General features: G+C 43.4%; 19 protein-coding genes and 1 pseudogene. 5 read left to right on the forward strand and 15 right to left on the reverse strand.

Annotation, left to right across the window (positions count from 1 at the left end):
* The first annotated feature begins 49 nt into the window (after positions 1-49).
* Positions 50-688 (forward strand): hypothetical protein, encoded by a 639-nt coding sequence (locus tag JMX94_RS07840; RefSeq protein ID WP_201564826.1) that lies wholly within the window; start codon positions 50-52, stop codon positions 686-688.
* Positions 689-740: 52 nt separating this feature from the next.
* Here JMX94_RS07840 and JMX94_RS07845 read toward each other — a convergent pair whose 3' ends face one another.
* Entirely contained in the window at positions 741-1385 is a 645-nt protein-coding gene (locus tag JMX94_RS07845; RefSeq protein WP_201564827.1) for a GNAT family N-acetyltransferase, read from the reverse strand.
* Between the two features lie 346 nt (positions 1386-1731).
* On the opposite strand from JMX94_RS07845, the gene ribF reads away from it, so the two are divergent.
* Complete coding sequence (gene ribF, locus JMX94_RS07850; RefSeq protein ID WP_201564828.1) at positions 1732-2772, forward strand: riboflavin biosynthesis protein RibF; 1041 nt, start codon at positions 1732-1734, stop codon at positions 2770-2772.
* A gap of 99 nt (positions 2773-2871) precedes the next feature.
* Here ribF and JMX94_RS07855 read toward each other — a convergent pair whose 3' ends face one another.
* The 6 genes and pseudogenes from JMX94_RS07855 to JMX94_RS07875 form a co-directional block, all read right to left on the reverse strand.
* Positions 2872-3111 (reverse strand): DUF2789 family protein, encoded by a 240-nt coding sequence (locus JMX94_RS07855; protein ID WP_183620354.1) that lies wholly within the window; start codon positions 3109-3111, stop codon positions 2872-2874.
* 218 nt (positions 3112-3329) lie between these two features.
* Complete coding sequence (locus JMX94_RS07860; protein ID WP_183620353.1) at positions 3330-4319, reverse strand: malate dehydrogenase; 990 nt, start codon at positions 4317-4319, stop codon at positions 3330-3332.
* A 477-nt stretch (positions 4320-4796) separates the two neighbouring features.
* Entirely contained in the window at positions 4797-5504 is a 708-nt protein-coding gene (locus JMX94_RS07865; RefSeq protein ID WP_227673562.1) for a hypothetical protein, read from the reverse strand.
* A 351-nt stretch (positions 5505-5855) separates the two neighbouring features.
* Positions 5856-6176: a transposase gene (locus JMX94_RS13290; protein WP_374220402.1), complete on the reverse strand. Its 321-nt coding sequence runs from the start codon at positions 6174-6176 to the stop codon at positions 5856-5858.
* Positions 6074-6699: pseudogene (locus JMX94_RS07870) on the reverse strand (IS630 transposase-related protein). Before JMX94_RS07870 ends, JMX94_RS13290 begins: the two are co-directional and overlap by 103 nt.
* A 182-nt stretch (positions 6700-6881) precedes the next feature.
* Positions 6882-9110: a lytic transglycosylase domain-containing protein gene (locus JMX94_RS07875; protein WP_201564829.1), complete on the reverse strand. Its 2229-nt coding sequence runs from the start codon at positions 9108-9110 to the stop codon at positions 6882-6884.
* Positions 9111-9526: 416 nt separating this feature from the next.
* Between JMX94_RS07875 and miaB the strand changes: the two genes are divergently transcribed.
* The gene (miaB, locus tag JMX94_RS07880) at positions 9527-11029 is read left to right on the forward strand and encodes a tRNA (N6-isopentenyl adenosine(37)-C2)-methylthiotransferase MiaB (protein ID WP_201564830.1); all 1503 of its coding nucleotides are present in this window, start codon (positions 9527-9529) and stop codon (positions 11027-11029) included.
* 95 nt (positions 11030-11124) lie between these two features.
* On the opposite strand, the gene JMX94_RS07885 is transcribed toward miaB, so the two are convergent.
* From JMX94_RS07885 to JMX94_RS07900, 4 genes are all read right to left on the reverse strand, one after another.
* A complete protein-coding gene (locus JMX94_RS07885) occupies positions 11125-11862 on the reverse strand; it encodes a LysE family translocator (RefSeq protein WP_201564831.1) in 738 nt (245 codons plus the stop codon).
* A gap of 141 nt (positions 11863-12003) precedes the next feature.
* Positions 12004-13257 (reverse strand): acetylornithine deacetylase, encoded by a 1254-nt coding sequence (gene argE, locus JMX94_RS07890; RefSeq protein ID WP_227673563.1) that lies wholly within the window; start codon positions 13255-13257, stop codon positions 12004-12006.
* 42 nt (positions 13258-13299) lie between these two features.
* Positions 13300-13800, reverse strand: coding sequence for a nucleoside deaminase (locus tag JMX94_RS07895; protein WP_201564832.1), 501 nt, complete (start codon positions 13798-13800; stop codon positions 13300-13302).
* A gap of 176 nt (positions 13801-13976) precedes the next feature.
* A complete protein-coding gene (locus JMX94_RS07900; RefSeq protein WP_201564833.1) occupies positions 13977-14630 on the reverse strand; it encodes a UPF0149 family protein in 654 nt (217 codons plus the stop codon).
* A gap of 207 nt (positions 14631-14837) precedes the next feature.
* On the opposite strand from JMX94_RS07900, the gene JMX94_RS07905 reads away from it, so the two are divergent.
* Together JMX94_RS07905 and JMX94_RS07910 are read left to right on the forward strand one after the other, a co-directional pair.
* Complete coding sequence (locus JMX94_RS07905; protein ID WP_201564834.1) at positions 14838-15278, forward strand: hypothetical protein; 441 nt, start codon at positions 14838-14840, stop codon at positions 15276-15278.
* Between the two features lie 167 nt (positions 15279-15445).
* On the forward strand, positions 15446-15895 hold the full coding sequence (locus JMX94_RS07910; protein WP_201564835.1) for a cell division protein ZapA: 450 nt from the start codon (positions 15446-15448) through the stop codon (positions 15893-15895).
* Between the two features lie 123 nt (positions 15896-16018).
* Here JMX94_RS07910 and JMX94_RS07915 read toward each other — a convergent pair whose 3' ends face one another.
* From JMX94_RS07915 to JMX94_RS07930, 4 genes are all read right to left on the reverse strand, one after another.
* Positions 16019-16336, reverse strand: coding sequence for a hypothetical protein (locus JMX94_RS07915; RefSeq protein WP_227673564.1), 318 nt, complete (start codon positions 16334-16336; stop codon positions 16019-16021).
* Positions 16337-16529: 193 nt separating this feature from the next.
* The gene (gene glyS, locus JMX94_RS07920) at positions 16530-18623 is read right to left on the reverse strand and encodes a glycine--tRNA ligase subunit beta (protein WP_201564836.1); all 2094 of its coding nucleotides are present in this window, start codon (positions 18621-18623) and stop codon (positions 16530-16532) included.
* A gap of 9 nt (positions 18624-18632) precedes the next feature.
* On the reverse strand, positions 18633-19607 hold the full coding sequence (glyQ, locus tag JMX94_RS07925; RefSeq protein WP_201564889.1) for a glycine--tRNA ligase subunit alpha: 975 nt from the start codon (positions 19605-19607) through the stop codon (positions 18633-18635).
* A gap of 510 nt (positions 19608-20117) precedes the next feature.
* Complete coding sequence (locus JMX94_RS07930; protein ID WP_201564837.1) at positions 20118-20330, reverse strand: PspC domain-containing protein; 213 nt, start codon at positions 20328-20330, stop codon at positions 20118-20120.
* Positions 20331-20635 lie beyond the last annotated feature (305 nt).

Consider the following 20635-nt stretch of genomic DNA (forward strand, 5'->3'; position numbering starts at 1 on the left):
TAGTTGCCATAATTACTGTTTAATGAATAAATGAATTTTGGGGACTAATATGACGACTAAATCATCAGCTTCACAAACAGCTTTATCAGCAACCTTGTTACGCTTACCAAATATACTGACTGTTGGCATTTTGAGTACCGGACTACTTTTAAGTGGTTGTAGCAATAATGATAAGGGTGAAACTGAGACTGCTGCCAGTAATAATGAAGATGCTACAGCGGTCGCACAAACATCTGAGAACGACGCGAGCCAAGTAGAAGTAGCAGGCACTACTACTGATAGTAAACAGGCAGCAGATAGCACAAAAGATGAAACCACGATTGCTAGTAATAATCTCAATCCAGTTACCGCTGCCGCTAAGCAAAAAAGCTTAGTGACCAATCCGACCCAAGACGGGACGCCGGAAGATACCGTTAAACAAGCGCTAGACAGCTTATATTATGGCGATGCGAAAAAATCCGCCTCTTATTATGAAGTAGATATGGCAAACTTCGAAGAAGAGCTAGCCAATACACAGGCTGCTTTTCAGCAAACGGTTGATGGCGTTACTTTTACTGATACTATATACAACGATGATAAAACCCGTGCCACCATCACTGGCGAGTTGATGCTAAGGGGGCAAAGCGAGCCTGCACCCTTGACTTATGAGCTACAAAAGATTGGTGGAAAATGGAAGATTTTAGGATAGAACACCTATCTGCTATTCTCTAAATTTACTTCATTTGGCATTATTATCTGTATTATTTGTCATTATTAGCTGTCATCACCGCTTTACCAAGCATCACCACATCGGCGATAAACCCCTGCATATCGCAAACCTTTGGCATATAGCCCCATTGCTCGAAGCCAAGCTTACGGAACAATCCTAAGCTTGGTTGATTATGCGCAAAGATAAGCGCCACCACATTATGTATACCTAAGCTCAGCGCTTGCGTCAGCATCCAGCGTGTCAATAAGCTACCCAAGCCTTGACCATGATAATCCTGATGCAAGTAAATACTAATCTCAGTGCTGATATGATAAGCCGGCCGTGCATACAAATCGCTAAAGCTGCCCCAAGCGACGATTGGCGATACTGTTTGCCCCTCACCTCCACCGCCTACAGTTTCTGCTTCTTCGACAGCGCGAACAATATAAATAGGTCGCGTAGTATTATTTACATGCTCCTCAAACCAATCCCGACGCTCTTCACAACTGACGGGCGTTAGATTGGCCGTTGCTTGCTTACCGGCGATACTTTGGTTATAAATGGCTAAAATTGCGGGTAAATCTTCTTTATTAGCACGCTGTACCGTAAAGCCCTCATTGAGCTTATTAATTGCCAAGACAGGTGCCATCGAATGAGAGGCATCATGACAAGCAGCGACAGAGGTAGCATCAGGCATAGCGTTTCCATGATTATTAATAGTAAAAATGAATGATAAGTAATAAATAACGGCTAATTAGTCATTAATGTCTAATACTTAAGGCTTAACACTTAATCGTTGCATCTCTCATCTAATCTAGCTGTACGTAGCGGAAGTCAGCAGAAGCAATTAACAAAGCAAGCAAGGTAAGCCAGATAAAAACCATACCTTTTGGGCTGTTAGCGTGGTTGTTTGATTATCAGCAGACTATAGGATGTTAGTATGGCTATTTTACTTTATAATGACTGATTTTAGACACATCAATCTTTGGTAGAGGTGTGTTTTTTCTTTTTTATCCGGTCCTATCTATCATAGCTGAAAATTTATGAACACCTATTTTCTTGAGCAACTGATGGCATCGCCAAGCGCTTTGTCTGCCAATACTAGCCCAGTAGATTTAGCACCCTGCGTGCTGACTATCGGTAATTTTGATGGCGTGCATTTGGGTCATCAAGCGATGCTTGCGCACGTGCGTGATATTGCCAAGGCGCAAAATATTGGCTCGGCAGTCATGATATTTGAACCGCAGCCGCGTGAGTTTTTTGCGCCAGCTACCGCGCCTGCCCGCCTCACCAATCTTGCCGAAAAGCAGGCTTTGCTGGCAGAGTATGGCATTGAGACTTTAATTGTCGCAAGCTTTGATGCGGAGTTTCGCTCGCTATCAGCGCAGGCATTTGCCGATATCTTAGCGCAGCGCTTGAATGTACAAGCCTTGGTACTGGGTGATGATTTTAAGTTTGGTCATGATCGTACCGGTGACAGTCATTTTTTGCGTAATTACGGCTTAGATGTGACCAATCTGCATACCGTGATCGACGATAAAGGCAAAGGCGCGCGCATTAGCTCTACGCGTATACGCAACCTATTATTGGCCGGTGACATTGATGCGGCTAATGCCTTATTGGGTCGCGATTATGCGATGACAGGCGTCGTCGTTGGTGGTGATAAAATCGGTCGTACCATGGACTTTCCCACTGCCAATGTCGACTTAAAACGCATAAAACCTGCCTTACATGGCATCTTTGCTGTCGATGTCGTCAGCCTTGATGATAATGGTTATGTCATACCGAACGGCTTAACCGCACTGACAGATAGCGAAAACCCAGGGGTTGCAGGTTTACGCCCGCATAGCTTATTTGGTACTGCCAATATTGGTATCAGACCATCAGTAGATAAAGAACATGATTGGCGCTTAGAGGTACATTTCCCTAAGCTACAAGCAGATTTATACGGTTTAACCTTACAAGTACGCTTCTTGCATTATTTACATGGCGAGCGCCATTACGAGAGTTTAGAAGCCTTAAAAGCAGGTATTCATAACGATGTTGTCGATTTACTCGAATGGCGCGCTAAGCAGTCGAATTAAAATGGTAGTTATAAGCCTATAAAAGACTAATGTATAAAAAAAACCCACAGCGTGAATAACGTTTGTGGGTTTTTATCTAGTCTAATATTCTATTATCTTTTAGGCATCAGGATGCATACGCACGTTTAAATCATCGATAACTTCTACCCATGCGGCATCTTTATTCCACTCTTCTTGCAAAAAGGCACGCTGATTGTCATTCCATACCGCCGCTTCGATTAACTTTTCTTCTTTTGCCAGTTTATTATTTTCGACAAAACTGTCAATTGCTTCATCCGAGCTATCAAGCCCTAACTGCGCAAATAACTCATTCATATTGTATTCAGGTTCACCCAACATAGTCTTTTCCTTAATGACAAAAATTTAATAATGATTTGATTGTACTTATTATTTAAATTAACCACTTTATTGTAGCAAGCTTGCTGCTAATAGCTGTTAATCAACGTTTAGCTAACGTTAGCAATTGTATTGATGGTTACGCAAGGCACAAAAAAGCCCTCTATCGTAGAGGGCTTTTCAGATTAAATTCTATATAACAGCTTGAGTAGATTGCCTACTTATGGAAGCAGGTGTGCTACTGCATCACGCTCTTCGCTAAGCTCTTGCTCAGTTGCGGCCATTTTCTCTTTTGAGAAATCTGATGACACGTCAACGCCTTCTACGATAGACCAGTCGCCGTTAGCGCAGGTTACTGGGAATGAGTAGATTAAGCCTTCAGCAATACCGTATTCGCCGTTTGAGTAAACGCCCATAGATACCCAATCGTTCTCATCAGTACCTAGTGCCCATGTACGTACGTGTGCAATGGCAGCGTTGGCAGCAGAAGCGGCAGATGATGCACCGCGAGCTTTAATAATCGCTGCACCGCGTTGTTGTACTTCTGGGATATAGGTAGCTTCGTACCATTCGCGATCGACTAAATCTAGTGCTGGCTTACCGTTTACAGTTGCAGACGTTAGATCTGGATACTGAGTTGATGAGTGGTTGCCCCAGATAGTCATGTTTTTGATGTCGTTAACAGTGCTGTCTGTTTTCTCAGCCAACTGTGCCATGGCACGGTTATGATCTAGGCGAGTCATAGCAGTAAAGTTACGTGGATCTAAATCTGGTGCATTACGCTGAGCGATAAGTGCGTTGGTGTTGGCAGGGTTACCGACGACCAATACTTTTACATCACGGCTTGCGACGTCGTTCAGTGCCTTACCTTGGGCTGAGAAAATCGCAGCGTTGGCTTCTAGCAAATCTTTACGTTCCATACCTGGGCCACGAGGACGTGAACCGACTAGCAAAGCATAGTCTACATCTTTGAATGCAACGGTCGCATCATCAGTTTGAACGATACCGGCCAATAATGGGAATGCACAGTCTTCTAACTCCATGACCACACCCTTTAGGGCGTCAAGTGCTGGGGCGATTTCAAGCAATTGCAGAATAACTGGCTGATCTTTACCTAGCATCTCACCAGATGCAATACGAAATAACATAGCATAGCTGATATTACCAGCGGCACCAGTGACGGCAACACGTAAAGGCTGTTTCATTGACATTGAATACTCCCTAATTATAGATTAGATAATTCATGATTCTGATTGATGGTTCTGATTGAGGATGATCGTTTTAGATAGCGATTTACTCGCTGAATATAGCAGTCATAAACCGAGAGCTAGTGTAGCACCTCAGCCTATTAACCGTCTAGAGAAAGCGCGAACGTGATGGATAACTATGCGGGTTATATTGTTACATTTTATACGAACAGATGTTTTATCTTACGATAAAAAGCTATAAAAATAAAGTCTTAGAGAGATATAAGAGCTGAAAAAAGAAAAGATTTAATAGGAACTTTAGCAGCATTATTTAAGAGAATTTAATACGATTACATAAGTTGTATTACCGTTAAATACATAACACTGCCGTTTTTGCTTATGGTCATTTTTGCTTATGAATAATCGCGCCCTAATTAATAGTCACGCACTGAAAAGCTAGAGGGATATACTTTGTGGTTCATTACTGATTATGACTAATGCCTACTTGCCGCCTGAGATAATAAATTTACTGCCACAGTTATCGACGACGTTGCTACAAGTGCCAAAGGCACTGCCTTCATAACAAACATGGACGTCCGTCAATACCATTTGACGACGCGCACCTGCCTGACAAATCAAATCAACGCTATCCGCTGACATACCGCTATTTAAGCGGGTCATTTGTCCCACAAAACGCGATTTTAATACCGTATAACTGTTGCCCGTATTCAATTCACTCGGCAGTTTTAAGTCGCCGGCATAGTTAGTGATTTGACGAAAATAATTACTGGCACTAAGCGGACTACAGACGCCATAGCGCTGCCATGCTTGGGTACGCACCGTGGTATCAGGCATGATACGATTGACGACTTTTAATTGTAGTGGCGTCAAACGTGGCTCACTACCACGCCCGCAGCGCTCGCCATAGCCCATATCCAAACCCGAAACGGTTAGCGAATAGCCTTCTAAACACTGGCGCATACGCGCGCGCGTCGGTTGTAAGCTGCACAGCGCTGGCGTCATCTCAATCATCAGCACACGCTGTCCCGTTTTGGTAGCACTTGCCGCTTGCGCTGGCAATACCATGGCACCCTGCAACAAAAGTAAAGCCGTAATAGCTATCGTAGCATTAGCAGCATTGCCTTTACTTTCATACTTTTTGCTGATCAAGCATTGATTAAAATGCTCCGATAGCCTTGTCTTTGACATCGAGCCCACCTTTGTCTGAACACATAACTGACGCCTAGCTTGCGACAATATAGGCAGATTGAAATATTTTTTAATCATAAGAGGTTAAAGCATTTAGCAATGAAGAAGATAGCTTCTAGAATTGGTTATATTCGGCATTAAGCCAGTTTGCTTTTAAAATATCAGCAGCCTAAGAATCAACCAACGAAAAACGCAGACGGTAATTAGAGTCATGGTAGCAAATTGCCTTTTTTAATCTATAGCAAAAACGTAAACAGTGCCTAGAAAGTGGATAACTGACTTTAAAAGGGCGATTTAAAACCCGTCATATATCAGCGCTATAAAAGCATTTTATATGAAAGCAATGTATAGTCAGTTCACAATAAAATAAATACAGCCCATATCCTGAAATAGCTTAGGCAGATTATTCTCCATCCACCCTTGGCGTAGAAACTTAGCTTGAGCCCATTTCTTTTCAATGGGGTTTAGATCAGGACTGTAGGGTGGCAGCCATAGAATACGATGGCCGTGCCTGTTCAGTAATTTTTTAATACGCTTGCTCTTATGAAAGCGGGCATTATCCATAACGATCACGCATTTAGTCTTGAGACTTGGAATAAGCGTATATTTGCACCAGTCATAAAATATATGGCTGTTGATATTTTGTTCAAAGTAATCAAGCGCAAACAGCATCTTTTTATACAAAGCACCGATGACATTAGTGCGCTTTTTGCTTGCCAGTTGAAGCTGTCGATACAGGGTTTGCCTATCGGTGAGTATCCGTAAGGTCTTATAGTTTCAGCCTCAAAGCCGCTCTCATCCATATACACAATGGGATAGCCTTGCTGTGTAAAGCTATCAAGCTTACTCTGATACGACGCTCTTTTTATCAGGCAGGCTTTTGGATGCTCTAAGGTCTTTTTTTGACTGATACCTAGGCGTTTTAAAGCGTTGTGCATGCCGCTCTTACTACAGTTGAATCGCCTAGCTCGCTCATACAAATAGTCATCTGGATGTTGTTCAACGTCTTTTAAGAGTGCTTCATTCGGTATTTTAGTCGGTGGTTTATTCCGGTTTGTTTGATACTTGAATCTTTGAGCCAGCGCTGTAATGCGGTTTTGCTAATATTATAAAAAGTACAAGCCTGACGGATACTCATATCTTTGCTTTTGACACTTTTAATCACTTGTGCTCGAAAATCTGCTGAATAGGTCATTTGTTATTCTGCCATTTCGTTTGTTTTAAAACAATTGTATCTTATTTAAAAAGAACTTACTATATATAAGAAAAGTGCATATAAAAGCCGTACCTATAAAAACCGTACCTATTAAAAGAAACGCTTATAAAAAAACCACTAGCAGCAAGCTGATAGTGGTTTTTTAGGGTAAGAGAAAAGCATTAGAATGCCGCAGGAACCGTTCCCATACGCTGGCTGATAGGCTGATCACGACCTAATAGACTGCTATAAATAGTAGCGTTTTCCATCACGTGTTTGACGTAATTGCGGGTTTCAGGAAAGGCAATAGACTCGACATACTGGTCAGCGGCAAGTGAACCATAAGTCGGCTGCCAGCGTTTGGCATTATTTGGACCGGCGTTATAGCCCGCCGTTGCCAAAACAGGCTGGCTATTTAATTTGCCAAAGATATCGCCCATATACCACGTACCATAACGAATATTGGTATCGCCACTATTGGCACGGCTGGCGCTATAAGTCTCGCCTAAGTTACGCGCAATATATTTTGCCGTATCAGGCATGACCTGCATCAGACCGCTGGCGCCAACGTTTGAGCGCGCCGAGGCTACAAAACGGCTTTCTTGACGCATGATGCCATACGCCCACGCCGGATCGATACCCGCCGACTGACTGTGACGGACGACCGCCGATTGGTGCGGCATCGGATGCGATAAAGCCAAGCTGTCTACCCTATCGGTATTATCAACAGCATAAATCGCCCGATCGAGCCAGCCCATATCATACGCTTGGCGCGCCGCAGCAATAATCAAATTATCATCACGATTATCACGCGCTTTTTTCACCGCCCAATTCCACTCACGGTTGGCATAGGCGCGACTGGCATCGGCATTGTATAAAGCAAATGCCCGTGCAAAGTGTGGGTTTTGCATGACGCGCGCGCGGTCAGCGGTACTGACATTGGGTAAATTACTACCGCCTAAGCGACTGGCATCAAAACGTTGACCGACCTTATCCTTTGCCATTAAGCCATAATACTCATTACTTTTTGCCAAGTTTTGATACATCTTTTTGGCGGTATTGCGTTTGTTGGCATCACTTGATTGCTCATAAGCACGAGCCAGCCAATATTGCCATTGATTGTTTTTTTGCGTTTCGGCATCCATTTTTGAGATGGCTTCGACCACATCATCCCAACGACTAAAACGAATCGCTGCCATAGCATAATATTCAGCTTCTTCAAAGCTAAAGTCATCATCTAAGCTATTACGGAACCAGTCAACCGCTTCGACATTAAAGCCATCGTCGGTATTGTGATTCATGCGCTGTACGCCAAGAATACGATAAGCATAACGACGGGTGTCATCATTTAACAACTTCGCTGAGCGCTGATTGTCTTGCTTAATATCAAAGTCTAGTTGTAGCGCCGCCTCACGATAGGATTTTTCTGCCAAGCGGCCCATCGCATATAAATACAAGTATTGATTGGTTTGGGTATTTGCTTCGCGGGCAAAGCGGCTAAAAAACGATGATGGATTTAGCTGAATTTCACTTAACGACGAGTAAGGAATAGGCGTACCAAGACGTGAAGACAGCGCCATAATATCGCCCGTTTTGCCTTTACGCAGCATACGCTTGAGGCGTGATACTCTATCTTGATTGCTAATCAGGGCGTTATTATTCATCTCTAGCGCCAACTGGTCACACAAGGCTGGCTGCTTTTTGGTGGCCAGCCAAACGTCAGGCTTGGCTGCCATGGCACGCATGCTATCGCCGCCATTATTAAACCCAAGCGCAACCGCACAGCGCTCGCTATCGTCAGCATTGGTAATCAAATTTGCCACTTGGCGTACGGCGGCATAATCATTGGAACCCGCTTTGGTTTCCGCAAAATCGGCCGCCAGTTTTTCTGCCACTACCGTATCTGGATATTGACGCACAAACTGCGATACCGCCGCTGGGCTTTGCGAATTCAAATCGACATTCATACGCCAATAAGTCGGATACATGGCAAACAAGCCGCCACTCATCGCTTGCTCGTAATTATAAAGGGCGTTGACATCACCGCGCTCGGCTGCAATCGCCGCCGCCGTAAATGAGCCCACGCCATTATCTGCTTGATAGCTGCTGTTTGACGGCGCACTCTGTGGTTGATAATTATCCGGCTGATAGCTTTGTGGTTGATAGCTTTGTGGTTGATAGCTGTCTGGTTTATAGCTTTCTGGCTGATACTTGCCTTCTTGCGGATAACTACTATCACTACCCCAAGTGAGTTCGGCACAAGCGACTTGCGACAAGCCCATGACACCCATCGCCGTCGCCAAACCCAAAACGCTGGTTTTTAGCGCCGTTTTTTTCAGGCGGTCAGGCGTAATATTTTGGCGCTTGGCATTTTTATCCTTAATACCTTGAGCAACTTGCGGCTTGGTCATACGAATTCTCTTTATAATAAGTCTAAATAATTTGGCTAAATAAATTGTTTCAATATAGGTTTAAATGATGTTTTCATCCTACTTAAAACGCTCATTTAAACAATAGTACAGCTATGGTTACTTTCATCATACTATACTCGTTGCACATTCAACCAGAAGCTTTACTTTTCGTTAATAAATCGGATAGCCCTGCGTAACACAGAGGTGCTACGACGCTTGAAACAGTGATAATCGTAATTAATAGCATTTATTACTGAATAATACTAGGTAAGCATTTGATACTATTATAAATAATCTAGCATAATTATCCCGATAAGCGTACGCTAACTTTTCACATTGGGGCGGGGTTGTGATAAAATACGCCACCAGTTAATCGCCTACCCCGCTATATTTTTAGTCAATCATGGACTTCGCTTATGAGTGTTACTGTATTTAATCCCCGCATCGATGACGCTGCTGTTGACACAACGGTTACTGCGCCTGCCGTTACGGCACTCAAAGCGCCAAACTCTATCCAAAAACCAATAGCCCAAGCACCAGTCAATGGCGCGCCAAAAAAAGTCTTTGTTACCACCCAAGGCTGTCAGATGAATGTCTATGACTCTGGCAAAATGCTCGACGTACTTGGTGATTCACATGGTATGGAAGTCACCCACGATATCGACGAAGCCGATGTGCTGTTGATGAACACCTGCTCAATTCGCGAAAAAGCCCAAGAAAAAGTCTTTTCAGAATTGGGTCGCTGGCGCAAATTGAAAGAAAAACGTCCTGACTTAGTCATCGGTGTTGGTGGTTGCGTGGCCTCACAAGAAGGCGATAATATCCAAAAACGCGCGCCTTATGTCGATATGGTTTTTGGTCCACAAACTTTGCACCGTTTGCCAGAGCTCTATGACCAATCGCACGAGCAGCGTGAAATCTCACCTAAAAATCGTATTGGTACAGTGGATGTGTCATTTCCAAGTATTGAAAAGTTTGATTTTCTGCCAGAGCCAAGAGTAGAAGGTTATAAGGCTTTTGTGTCTATTATGGAAGGCTGCTCAAAATATTGCTCATTTTGCGTCGTGCCTTATACCCGCGGTGAAGAATTATCACGTCCGCTTGATGATGTATTGGCTGAAATTGACAGCTTAGCCGCCCAAGGCGTGCGCGAAATCAATCTGTTAGGTCAAAACGTCAATGGCTATCGTGGCGAAAAAGACGATGGCAGTATTTGCCGTTTCGCAGAACTGCTGCATTATGTCTCGCACGTCGATGGCGTCGAGCGTATTCGTTATACGACTAGCCATCCGCTCGAGTTTACCGATGATATCATTGACGCTTATGCACAACTGCCAGAGCTGGTATCACATTTGCATCTACCGGTTCAAAGTGGCTCAAACGCTATCTTAGCGGCGATGAAACGCAACCATACCATTGATGTTTATATCAATCAGATTAATAAGCTTAAAGCCATACGTCCTGATATTCACTTGTCGAGTGACTTTATCATTGGCTTCCCCGGTGAGACTGAGCAAGACTTCCAAGATACTTTAAATCTAGCAAAAGAATTAAATTTCGATCACTCTTATAGCTTTATTTATTCGAAGCGTCCGGGCACGCCAGCGGCAGAGTTGCCGGATGATGTGAGCTTCAAAACTAAGAAAGCGCGCTTGGCAGAATTCCAAAAAGTAATTATCGACTCAACGCTCGCTAAAACCCATGAGATGGTTGGTACGACGACTCGTGTCTTGGTCGAGCAAATCGCCAATCGCCATCCTGACTGCTTAATCGGTACAGCCGATAATACGCGTACGGTCATGTTCCCTTATGACGTTGATAAAATGGATGAGTTACTCGGCAAAATCGTTAGTGTACGTATTACGGATTTTGTTAGTCCGCATATGGTGAAAGGTGAGCTAATCGAAGTGCTTGCTTAAGCATTTAGGACACTGAATCAATAAAAAAGCCGTTCACTATTAAATAGTGAATGGCTTTTTTGTAATTGATATTAATCTTAAATATTATTCGTCTTTTAAACCATAAAACCATTTAATACTTCAGCCAATAACGCCGCGGCAATTAAGAGAAAGATTACCCCGCACGCACGATTTAACCACGCTAAGCGATTGCCAACATCGAGCCAACTTGCCAGCTTTGTACCGCCCAATGTATAAACGATTTGCCAAATTGTCTCGCTTAAGAACAACCCTGCCGTTAATAAAATATATTGCGGCCATAGCGGCGCACTAAAATTGATGAATTTGGGGAAAAACGCGGCAAAAAACAAGATCGCTTTTGGATTAGACAGCGACACCCAAATACCGGTACGAAATAAGGTCATATTGCTCGGCGATACTTTGACTGCCGCACTAGATAGTGAGCGTGGCTGCGGCGTTGTTTTATCAGTCACAGCTGACATTGTATCAGGATAGTCAGCCGCGACCTCCTCGCCCATTTCGCGGGCATCGCTCATCAAACTACTATCACCAGCATCGCGCCACGAGCTGATGCCCAAATAGATTAAATAGGCGGCACCCACAGCTTTGATAACAGTCAGCACCCAAGGCGATTGGCGACTGATTACATCTAAGCCTAGCAGTGTCGATAGTAGCAGCAAAAATAAGCCCAAACTCAGACCTGCCAGCGTCCATAAGGTGCGCTTCACGCCATAATTCATACCATACTGGAATGCCAGCAGCATATTCGGCCCAGGGGTCGCTGAAATAAAAAACGTACTTGCAAAAAATACCGCAAACAGATGCCAAGACATCAACCAACCCCTACTTTTTATTAATAGAAAATTTAAATGCTTAATGGTTAATACTTAATGGTGAAAAAATAAACACCGCCATAAAGACGGTGTATTTTATGCTCATATATATTGCAAAAGAACTACTTGCTGCCTATTGTATCAATTGCTGGCACAGCTGTTTAGCAGCTTTTGTAAAAACTCATCACAGCGTGCCATCTCACTCAGCGCCACATACTCATCGGCTTTATGTGCCTGCTCAATACTACCGGGACCACAGATAATCGTTGGGATGCCCGCATTGGTAAACTGCCCGCCTTCCGTCGCATAAGCAACTTTATGGCGTGTATCATCGCCCGTCAGTGCAGCTATTAACGCTTGCAGCTCGGCACTGTCGCTATCGGTCATCGCTGGCACACTTTCTTCTTGTAGCAGCTCAATGCCGGTATCGGCAGCGCGTGCTTGCATTTGTGCGTTTAGCTCCGCCACTTTGGCTTGAATTGGTGCAAGAATATCGTCTTGCGTCATATGCGGCAGATTACGATAATCAAAGGTAAATTCACACAGATTGGGAACAATGTTGGTCGCGGTGCCACCTTTTATCGTACCCACCGAAAGTGTCGAATAAGGCACATCAAACATGGCATCGTTATCGCTTCGATAACTAATCTCTTCTGCCAATTCATCGACATAACCAATCAGACGACTGGCATAACTAATGGCGTTGACACCCTGTTTCGTCAATGACGAATGCGCTGACTTGCCATGGACACGGCAACGGTAAACCGCGATGCCTTTATGCGCCACCACCATCGCCATATTGGTCGGCTCACCAACGATACAGTAGTCAGGTGTAATACCGCGCGCCTTTAAATCGGCCAATATCAATGGCGCACCCAAGCAGCCAACTTCTTCATCAAATGACAATGCCAAATGCAATGGTCGACGCAATTGACCTACGTTAGATAGCTTTACCGCTTGTGGCAATAGCGTCAACGCACAAGCAATAAAGCCTTTCATATCGCAAGCACCGCGACCGTATAGCTTGTCGCCACGAATGGTCGCTGTGAACGGCTCTGATGTCCAGTCTTGACCATCGACAGGCACCACATCGGTATGACCTGATAACACCAGACCATGATTCACATCGTCAGCGTTTGCCCCTGCTGGCACCGTAACAAATAAATTGGCTTTATTTTTGGCTGCATTAAAGGTCAAATCTACTGTTAAGCCCAATTGCTCACAGTAAGCTTGTACATCTTCAATTAATGCTAAGTTTGAATGGCGACTGACCGTATCGAAAGCAATCAGCCGTATTAGCCATTCGATACTGTCGGTAGGATAATTATTGGCAGTAGGATAACTAGCATTAGCCGTTGCTTGCTCTTTGCCTTTATTGTGATTTATTACCGTCATAAGACATCCTTATCGTACTACAAGATAAAAAGACCCAGCTTTTTAATTAGCCTTTTTTAATGAGCTTTTTTGAAATGAACGCTGTTGCAGGGCTTTAATTTCTTCATCTAAGCCAGCAATCGGACCATCTACTGGTACATTCGGCGCAACTTCTTGAATACTTAATGAATGGATGGGCGATGTCGATGTTACGCCCATCTCATCCATCCATGTACTTAGCTGCCTTGATGAGCTGATATAAACAATACGACCAAGTCCTGCCCAAGCATGCGCGGCAGAGCACATGGCGCAATGCTCACCCGAGGTATAGACCACTGCTTTTGCCCGTGCTTCAGGGGTCATATTTTGAGCGGCCCATTTTGCCACGGCAATTTCAGGATGGTAGGTTGCATCAACCGTATTGGCGCGATTACGGTCTTCACATAATATAGTGCCATCACCATCAACCAATACGCTACCAAACGGCGCATCGCCCGCCTCTAATGCTTCCGTAGCAAGCTCAATGCAGCGGCGCAAATAAATTATATCATTGTCAGTCATCATCATAGTTTCCCTTCTGTTATTAAGAGGCGATGCTTATTAAGAACCCATGCTTATTAAGAGCCAATGCTGGCTCTTAAAATCCATCATACCTTTTTAGCAAATCCCAGCATTGATGATAAGTTAATTTTTATGACAGTTGGTTTTTATGATAGTTGCTTCTTACGATGGCGTCTTTATTATGACGGACGGTTTTGATTCATCACATCAAGCACTGGCGGCATCGGTTTTGGCAACTTCCCTTCTGCTTGTAGCTCTTTGGTGGTTTTGGCATCGATAGCCAGTCCAGCAATCAAGGCAATATCTTTCACAGCTTTACGCTTACGGGTAGCAAAACTCACTGGCACCATGCGTGCAAACTCATAAATATGCAGATAAGACTCTTCGCCACCTTCAAAGTCTTCGTCATCTTCTAAACGAATCCCGCCGATTTTAGCCAAATCCGACAGCATCTCGTTTTCATCGCTACTCAGACCACAGTCAGTAATACCAAAACCAGTCATAAAGCCATTTGCCCACTGTTTCAGAGCAATCACGCGCTCGTACAAGTCATGTTCATCATCTGGTACCAGCGGCGTATACGAATAAGCGTCGTCTTTGTCTTTTAACTGAAAGACGGTGTCTTCCGCTTCTTCAGTCAACAAGGTTAATGCTTCATCAGGTAATGGCGCAAAACTCAGCTCCTCAAACACCTTTGCCCATACTGGCTCATCAGGCGCATCACAGGCGGTCATCAGCCCTGTCATCAAGCCATGTACCTCGCTGATAGACACGTCAGTCCAGTCATCAAACGCAGTCAGCCATGTATTCCAGCCAGAGATATTATCATTCATAATAGAGGTCCTAGTTATTGATTAATAGTATTAAATATGGATAAACGCCGCACGATGTTATGAATAAGGCGGCGATTGATAGCAGTCACGAAACAAAGCGGCATACAATTACTTTGTTGATATAGATATTATGCGGTCACCTATGGCATTATTAAACGCAGAGAACAAAATTCATTCACGCTTACTTGTTAAGGATAAAAACTGACTATGTATGACCAACTTAGAATATTAGAAAAAATGGTACTCGACATTAAAAAACAGTATCAGCTTGTCAGTGCTGAACTTAGCAGCCTCAAGCAACAACCAATGACTGACCCAAAGGAGCTTGCCGCGCTAAAAACCAAACTCGACAGCAGCTATACAGAGCGTGACGGTGCCAAAAAACAATTGAGCGATTTAGATAAGCGTTATCAAAACCTTGCTGAAGCGCATCATATGATAGGCGAAGAGCAAGATAATTTGCAAAAACAGATTAGCCAATTACAACAAAAAAATAATGAGCTGCAGCAGCAAAATAATGAATTAAAGCAGCAGTACAGCGATATTAAACAGCAAAATAACGATTTGAGAAAGAAAAACGAGCTGGCAGCTGAGCGCACGCAAGTGGTATTAAAGCGCTTAACCCGTATTGATCAAGCAGAAGGCTAAGCAGAAAGTTAGGAAAAAAGTTAGGCACCGATGGCAATGAATCACGCTTAACTTGCCTATTTTTGCTAATTAATTTTTATTCATTAAATCGCCAAGTTTATCATTACCATATTTATAGCTGTGATAGTTAATTACTCACTTTACTGACATATATTGTAGGATTTATCATGACCGATGACCGCGCAAACCCTGTAGACAGTCAAAAACCAATGCCAAATAATTCGAATACTGATAGTAGTAATACAAATAGCGCCAGTGCTACTGACAGTACGGTAAACAGCAGCGCTGCCAGACCTGCTGCTAAAGCTGCAAGCACTCCTGAACCGCAAATTAAAAAGGTCGATGTGGCGATTGCTGGCGTGACCTATCCGATTTATTGCCCAGTGCATGAGCAAGAAGAGCTGCACTCAGCGGTTTCTTATATCAATAACTATGCGTTAGATCTCAAACGCGATGCGCCAAGCCTCAGTCAAGAAAGCCTCTTAGTACTGTGCTGCTTGAACTTGTATGAAAAAATCCATACCAACCAAAGAAGTGAAGAAGATCGTCTGCAGCAAAGCAAGCAGTCTGAAGCCTTATTAAATAAAATTATGAAAGACGCCCATTCTATTTTATAAGCTTGTACCGATATTAAATTGCTATTCTAAAAAGATAAGCGCTTAACTCATTGAAGCTAAGCGCTTTTTTTAAATGTAAATAACATCTTATTTACTTATGCTTTACGACTTATGGCTTACAAGTTAAGCATCTGCTTGATAAGTCTTACCGGCGTGAAAATCCGCTTGATGCTCATAATTGCAAAAGAATAATACTTTATTATCGGCAATACTATTATCACTTTGATTAGCTACTGTGGAATTCTCTTCCATAAAAACGGGCTTGGTCTCTAATACACCACGGTATTCAGCCAAGCTGTTGCCACAAAAATTGCACTGACGCGGCGTGGTCACATCGCCTTTTTTTGGCATCATACTTTTGGGTGCGCGTGGGTACATAAACTTATAAAAGCCCCACATCACAGCCCAGATAATTAGAATTACAATAATAACGGCCAACACGGCAGTGCTCCTTCGAATAGGGTCTAAGACATTATAAACTTAACGCTGCAGAATAAGCGCATAAAAAACTGGCCACATGGAGCCAGTTTTTTAAGTCGTTAATAAATCAAAAGTATAGTTGCTCAGCGTGTCATTGAGCTATGACTGTCAAATATAACTTTCAAACTATAACTGTCAAACTATAATCAACCAACTATAGCTGCAGCTCACTGATATCAGCAACGGTTAAGAATAAGGCACGAACTTGCTTAAGTAGCGCTAAGCGATTGTTCTTTAGTGCGACATCTTCACTGTTGACCATGACATCAGCGAAAAACTGGGTCAATGGCGCATCTAAACTGACCAGCGTTTGCAATACTTGCGTATAGTCAGCCGTTTCTAGCAGCGGTTTGACCGCCTTTTGTGCTTGCTGTACAGCCTGATATAACTCTTGCTCGGCAGATTCAGATAATAACGACTCATCGACATTGTCAGCGACGCTGACTTCTGATTTGGCTAAAATATTGGCAACACGTTTGTTTGAATCTGCCAACATTGAAGCTTGTGGCAATTTACTAAAGGTCTGTACCGCACGGATACGCTGATCAAAATCAAGCGGCATATGCGGATTAATCGCTTGTACGGCTTGAATGGTATCGACGCTAACGCCTTGCTCGGTATACATGGCTCGATAGCGTGAATTTAAGAACGCCATCACTTGGGTAAAGGTATCGCCCATTTTAGCAATCTTGCTGCCATCGCTCGTGCTATAGCCTTTAATCGCTTGCTCAACCAGAGCCACTAGATTAATCGGTAATTGTTTTTCAATCAAAATACGCAGAATACCAATCGCTGAACGACGTAAGCTAAACGGGTCTTTAGAACCCGTCGGTGCTTGGTCAATGGCAAAAATACCAACTAGCGTATCTAAGCGATCGGCCAATGCTAAACAAATACCAATCGGCGTTTTTGGTAACACATCACCGCTGAACTTGGGCAGATACTGCTCTTCCAAACTTGCTGCTACTGCTTCTGGCTCGCCATTTAAGCGCGCATAATACGTACCTGCGATACCTTGCAATTCAGGATATTCACCGACGAGCGAGCTTGCCAAATCTGCTTTGGACAAAATTGCAGCACGTACCGTTTCATCAATACTAATATCACGACCTTGCTGTTGCATTAAAGTAGCGATAAAAGCGGCAAGTTTCGCAATACGCTCAGATTTTTCCCAAATCGTACCTAGCTTATCTTGAAAGACGCGCGTTTTAAGGCTTTCTGTGAGCGCAAATAATGGCTGCTTTTGGTCTTGTAAGAAGAAAAACTCTGCATCAGCCAAACGCGGGCGCACGACTTTCTCATTACCTTCAATAATCTGATTGGGGTCTTTTGACTCGATATTGGTAATAAAAATAAAGTACGGCTGCAGTTTGCCCGCTTTATCGGTCAAGCAAAAATACTTTTGATCGGCTTGCATGGTTGAGATAAGCGCTTCTTGTGGTACTTGTAAAAAGCGCGCCTCAAAGTTTGCACGTAGCGCAATAGGGAAATCAACCAACGCGGTTACTTCATCTAATAAATCTTGCGGTACGATAGGATCCGCATTGACTTCATCGGCCAGCGCTTTAACTTGATTTTTAATCAGCATTTGACGCTTATCAAAATCAGCCACCACTTTTAAACCATCGAGCAGTTGCTCATAATCATTGGCATGCGCAATAGTATGATAATCAGGGCTATGGAAGCGATGACCACGGGTTTGCGTATCCGTCTGATGCCCTTGGATAGTGGCCTCAATGACCGTACTATCTTGCATCAATACCGCCCACTGTACCGGACGTACAAACTCATTGCGGCTTGCGCCTGAACGCATGCGTTTAGCAATTGGCAAATTATCAAGCGCCGTTTGGAATATCGCAGGTAGCAGCTCAGTGGTCGCTTGACCATGAATGACTTGCTCATAACCGACATAATCACCTTTATCGGTGTTAATGGTTATGAGCTCGCTGGCTTCAATACCTAAACCCTTGGCAAAACCCATTGCCGCACGGGTTGGATTGCTATCGCTATCAAACGCCGCTTTAATCGCCGGGCCGCGCTTTTGCTCGCTACGGTCAGGTTGCTTATCGCTGATACCTTGAATCTGAATCGCCAAACGACGCGGAGCAGCAAAGGCTTTGATGCTATCAAACGTGATATCAGCTTCAGTCAATTGCTCAGTGACACTGGCTTGTAGCGCGTCACGTAAAGGCTTTAGGCTTTTTGGAGGTAATTCTTCACACCCCAGTTCAAATAGAATAGTACTCATGGGATGCTCCTATTTATTGTTATTAGTAGTTTGATTGTCATCTGTGTTTTCAGTTATTTCATCTTCTTTTGGCAAATACTTATCGAGCGCCGCTTGACGATGCGCCTCATCAGCCAATGGGAAGCCTAACTTAGCGCGTGCTTCGACATAACCAATGGCGACTTTACGTGCCAGTGTACGCACTCGCAAAATAAAACGCTGACGTTCGGTCACTGAAATCGCGCCACGCGCATCAAGTAAGTTAAAGGCATGCGACGCTTTTAGCACCATCTCATAAGCGGGTAGTGGCAACCCTTCGGCAACTAGCTTATCCGCTTGCTGCTCATAGAAGTCAAACATCTGACCCATCATTGGCACATCGGCATGCTCAAAGTTATAGGTCGATTGCTCAACTTCGTTTTGATGAAAGACATCACCATAAGTCACGCGACCAAATTCGCCATCTGCCCAGACCAAATCATAAACGCTATCGACGCCTTGTACATACATCGCCAAGCGCTCAAGACCGTAGGTAATCTCACCCGTCACTGGGAAGCACTCGATACCGCCAACTTGTTGGAAATAAGTAAACTGGGTGACTTCCATACCATTGAGCCAAATCTCCCAACCAAGTCCCCACGCACCAAGCGTTGGCGACTCCCAGTTGTCTTCAACAAAACGCACATCGTGCACCAGCGGATCGATACCAATGGCTCTTAATGAGTCTAAATACAACTCTTGGATATTGGGTGGATTGGGCTTAAGCACCACTTGAAACTGATAGTAATGCTGCAAACGGTTCGGGTTATCACCGTAGCGTCCATCAGTTGGACGACGTGATGGCTGCACATAAGCGGCATTCCAGCGCTCAGGACCTAATGAACGCAAAAATGTCGCGGTATGAAAAGTACCCGCGCCGACTTCCATATCATACGGCTGCAAGATAACGCAGCCCTTGTCGGCCCAATAATTTTGTAGGGTTAGAATGAGATCTTGAAACGTCATCGGTTGAGAGTCTTTTTCTTGTGTCATCGAGGTTGTCACTTGTGATGTCATAGTTTGGATTGTCATAGTTTGGGGCATCGTAATAAAGCCACGGTGGAATTAGTATTATGAAATAAAATATTGATAGCGCTCGTATAGCCTATTCGGCAACGACTCTATTTGCCTGCTCACCTTACTAAAAATTGACTATTTTATCTATATTTACCGCAATTAAATTTATCTCACGGGCTTAAATCGTCAGTTATACGCCTTGTTTATCGTTAAACTGTCCGGATAGGCGTTATTAAGCCTATAGATATAAAAGTAAGATAAAAAAATACCCAAATGCAGAGCATCTGGGCAGGAGGAAAAGTATGTCTTTGCTATCCTGATGAGTCAGGCTTTTTGTTTTTTCGGGGGCTGTTATTTTTTTATTGGCCTTATTTTTTAAATCTTGTTTTCTATGATTACTTTACTTTCATTGTACGTTAGAAACTTTGTGCTTTAGTAAATTTTAACTTTAGAAGCATCTTACTGATACGACTGATTGCTTGCCTTTGGCATGATTATCCATAGGATAATATAAATCAAAATACCTGGTACTGCTGCGCTCATCGTTGAGATAACAACGAATAGCAATCTCACCCATGTTGGCGACCAACCCACATATTCTGCGATACCGCCCATCACACCTGCTATCATGCGATTATTTTGTGAGCGATGTAATTTTGCTAACTTAGCCAAATCAAATACCTCTCTTAATATTGGTTATATTTATTTTATAGCTATTATTTATCGTTATTTTTGAATATTATTTTTCAAAACTATTCTTAAATTCATATGAGTCTTTTCAACTTACGAATCAGTATAGCAACTATTCCTATTCTATCTGTTGAGGATGTAGACGTGCTTTGTGAATTTATGCTACCTAAGCTTGCCCTAACCTCTCATAACTGCTCGTAAACCCCTGATTTTAAATAATTATTTCAAAATGTTTCATAATTGACTTTGTTGCTGCTACCTTACAATTCTTGTTACAAATTCAGTAA

The sequence above is a fragment of the Psychrobacter sp. CMS30 genome (assembly GCF_904846565.1).
GTDB classification, from domain to species: domain Bacteria; phylum Pseudomonadota; class Gammaproteobacteria; order Pseudomonadales; family Moraxellaceae; genus Psychrobacter; species Psychrobacter maritimus.

Coding starts and splice junctions, on each gene's coding strand:
- JMX94_RS07840 (WP_201564826.1), top strand. CDS start 50: ATGACGACTAAATCATCAGCTTCACAAACAGCTTTATCAGCAACCTTG.
- JMX94_RS07845 (WP_201564827.1), bottom strand. CDS start 1,385: ATGCCTGATGCTACCTCTGTCGCTGCTTGTCATGATGCCTCTCATTCG.
- ribF (WP_201564828.1), top strand. CDS start 1,732: ATGAACACCTATTTTCTTGAGCAACTGATGGCATCGCCAAGCGCTTTG.
- JMX94_RS07855 (WP_183620354.1), bottom strand. CDS start 3,111: ATGTTGGGTGAACCTGAATACAATATGAATGAGTTATTTGCGCAGTTA.
- JMX94_RS07860 (WP_183620353.1), bottom strand. CDS start 4,319: ATGTCAATGAAACAGCCTTTACGTGTTGCCGTCACTGGTGCCGCTGGT.
- JMX94_RS07865 (WP_227673562.1), bottom strand. CDS start 5,504: ATGTCAAAGACAAGGCTATCGGAGCATTTTAATCAATGCTTGATCAGC.
- JMX94_RS13290 (WP_374220402.1), bottom strand. CDS start 6,176: ATGCTGTTTGCGCTTGATTACTTTGAACAAAATATCAACAGCCATATA.
- JMX94_RS07875 (WP_201564829.1), bottom strand. CDS start 9,110: ATGACCAAGCCGCAAGTTGCTCAAGGTATTAAGGATAAAAATGCCAAG.
- miaB (WP_201564830.1), top strand. CDS start 9,527: ATGAGTGTTACTGTATTTAATCCCCGCATCGATGACGCTGCTGTTGAC.
- JMX94_RS07885 (WP_201564831.1), bottom strand. CDS start 11,862: ATGTCTTGGCATCTGTTTGCGGTATTTTTTGCAAGTACGTTTTTTATT.
- argE (WP_227673563.1), bottom strand. CDS start 13,257: ATGACGGTAATAAATCACAATAAAGGCAAAGAGCAAGCAACGGCTAAT.
- JMX94_RS07895 (WP_201564832.1), bottom strand. CDS start 13,800: ATGATGACTGACAATGATATAATTTATTTGCGCCGCTGCATTGAGCTT.
- JMX94_RS07900 (WP_201564833.1), bottom strand. CDS start 14,630: ATGAATGATAATATCTCTGGCTGGAATACATGGCTGACTGCGTTTGAT.
- JMX94_RS07905 (WP_201564834.1), top strand. CDS start 14,838: ATGTATGACCAACTTAGAATATTAGAAAAAATGGTACTCGACATTAAA.
- JMX94_RS07910 (WP_201564835.1), top strand. CDS start 15,446: ATGACCGATGACCGCGCAAACCCTGTAGACAGTCAAAAACCAATGCCA.
- glyS (WP_201564836.1), bottom strand. CDS start 18,623: ATGAGTACTATTCTATTTGAACTGGGGTGTGAAGAATTACCTCCAAAA.
- glyQ (WP_201564889.1), bottom strand. CDS start 19,607: ATGACGTTTCAAGATCTCATTCTAACCCTACAAAATTATTGGGCCGAC.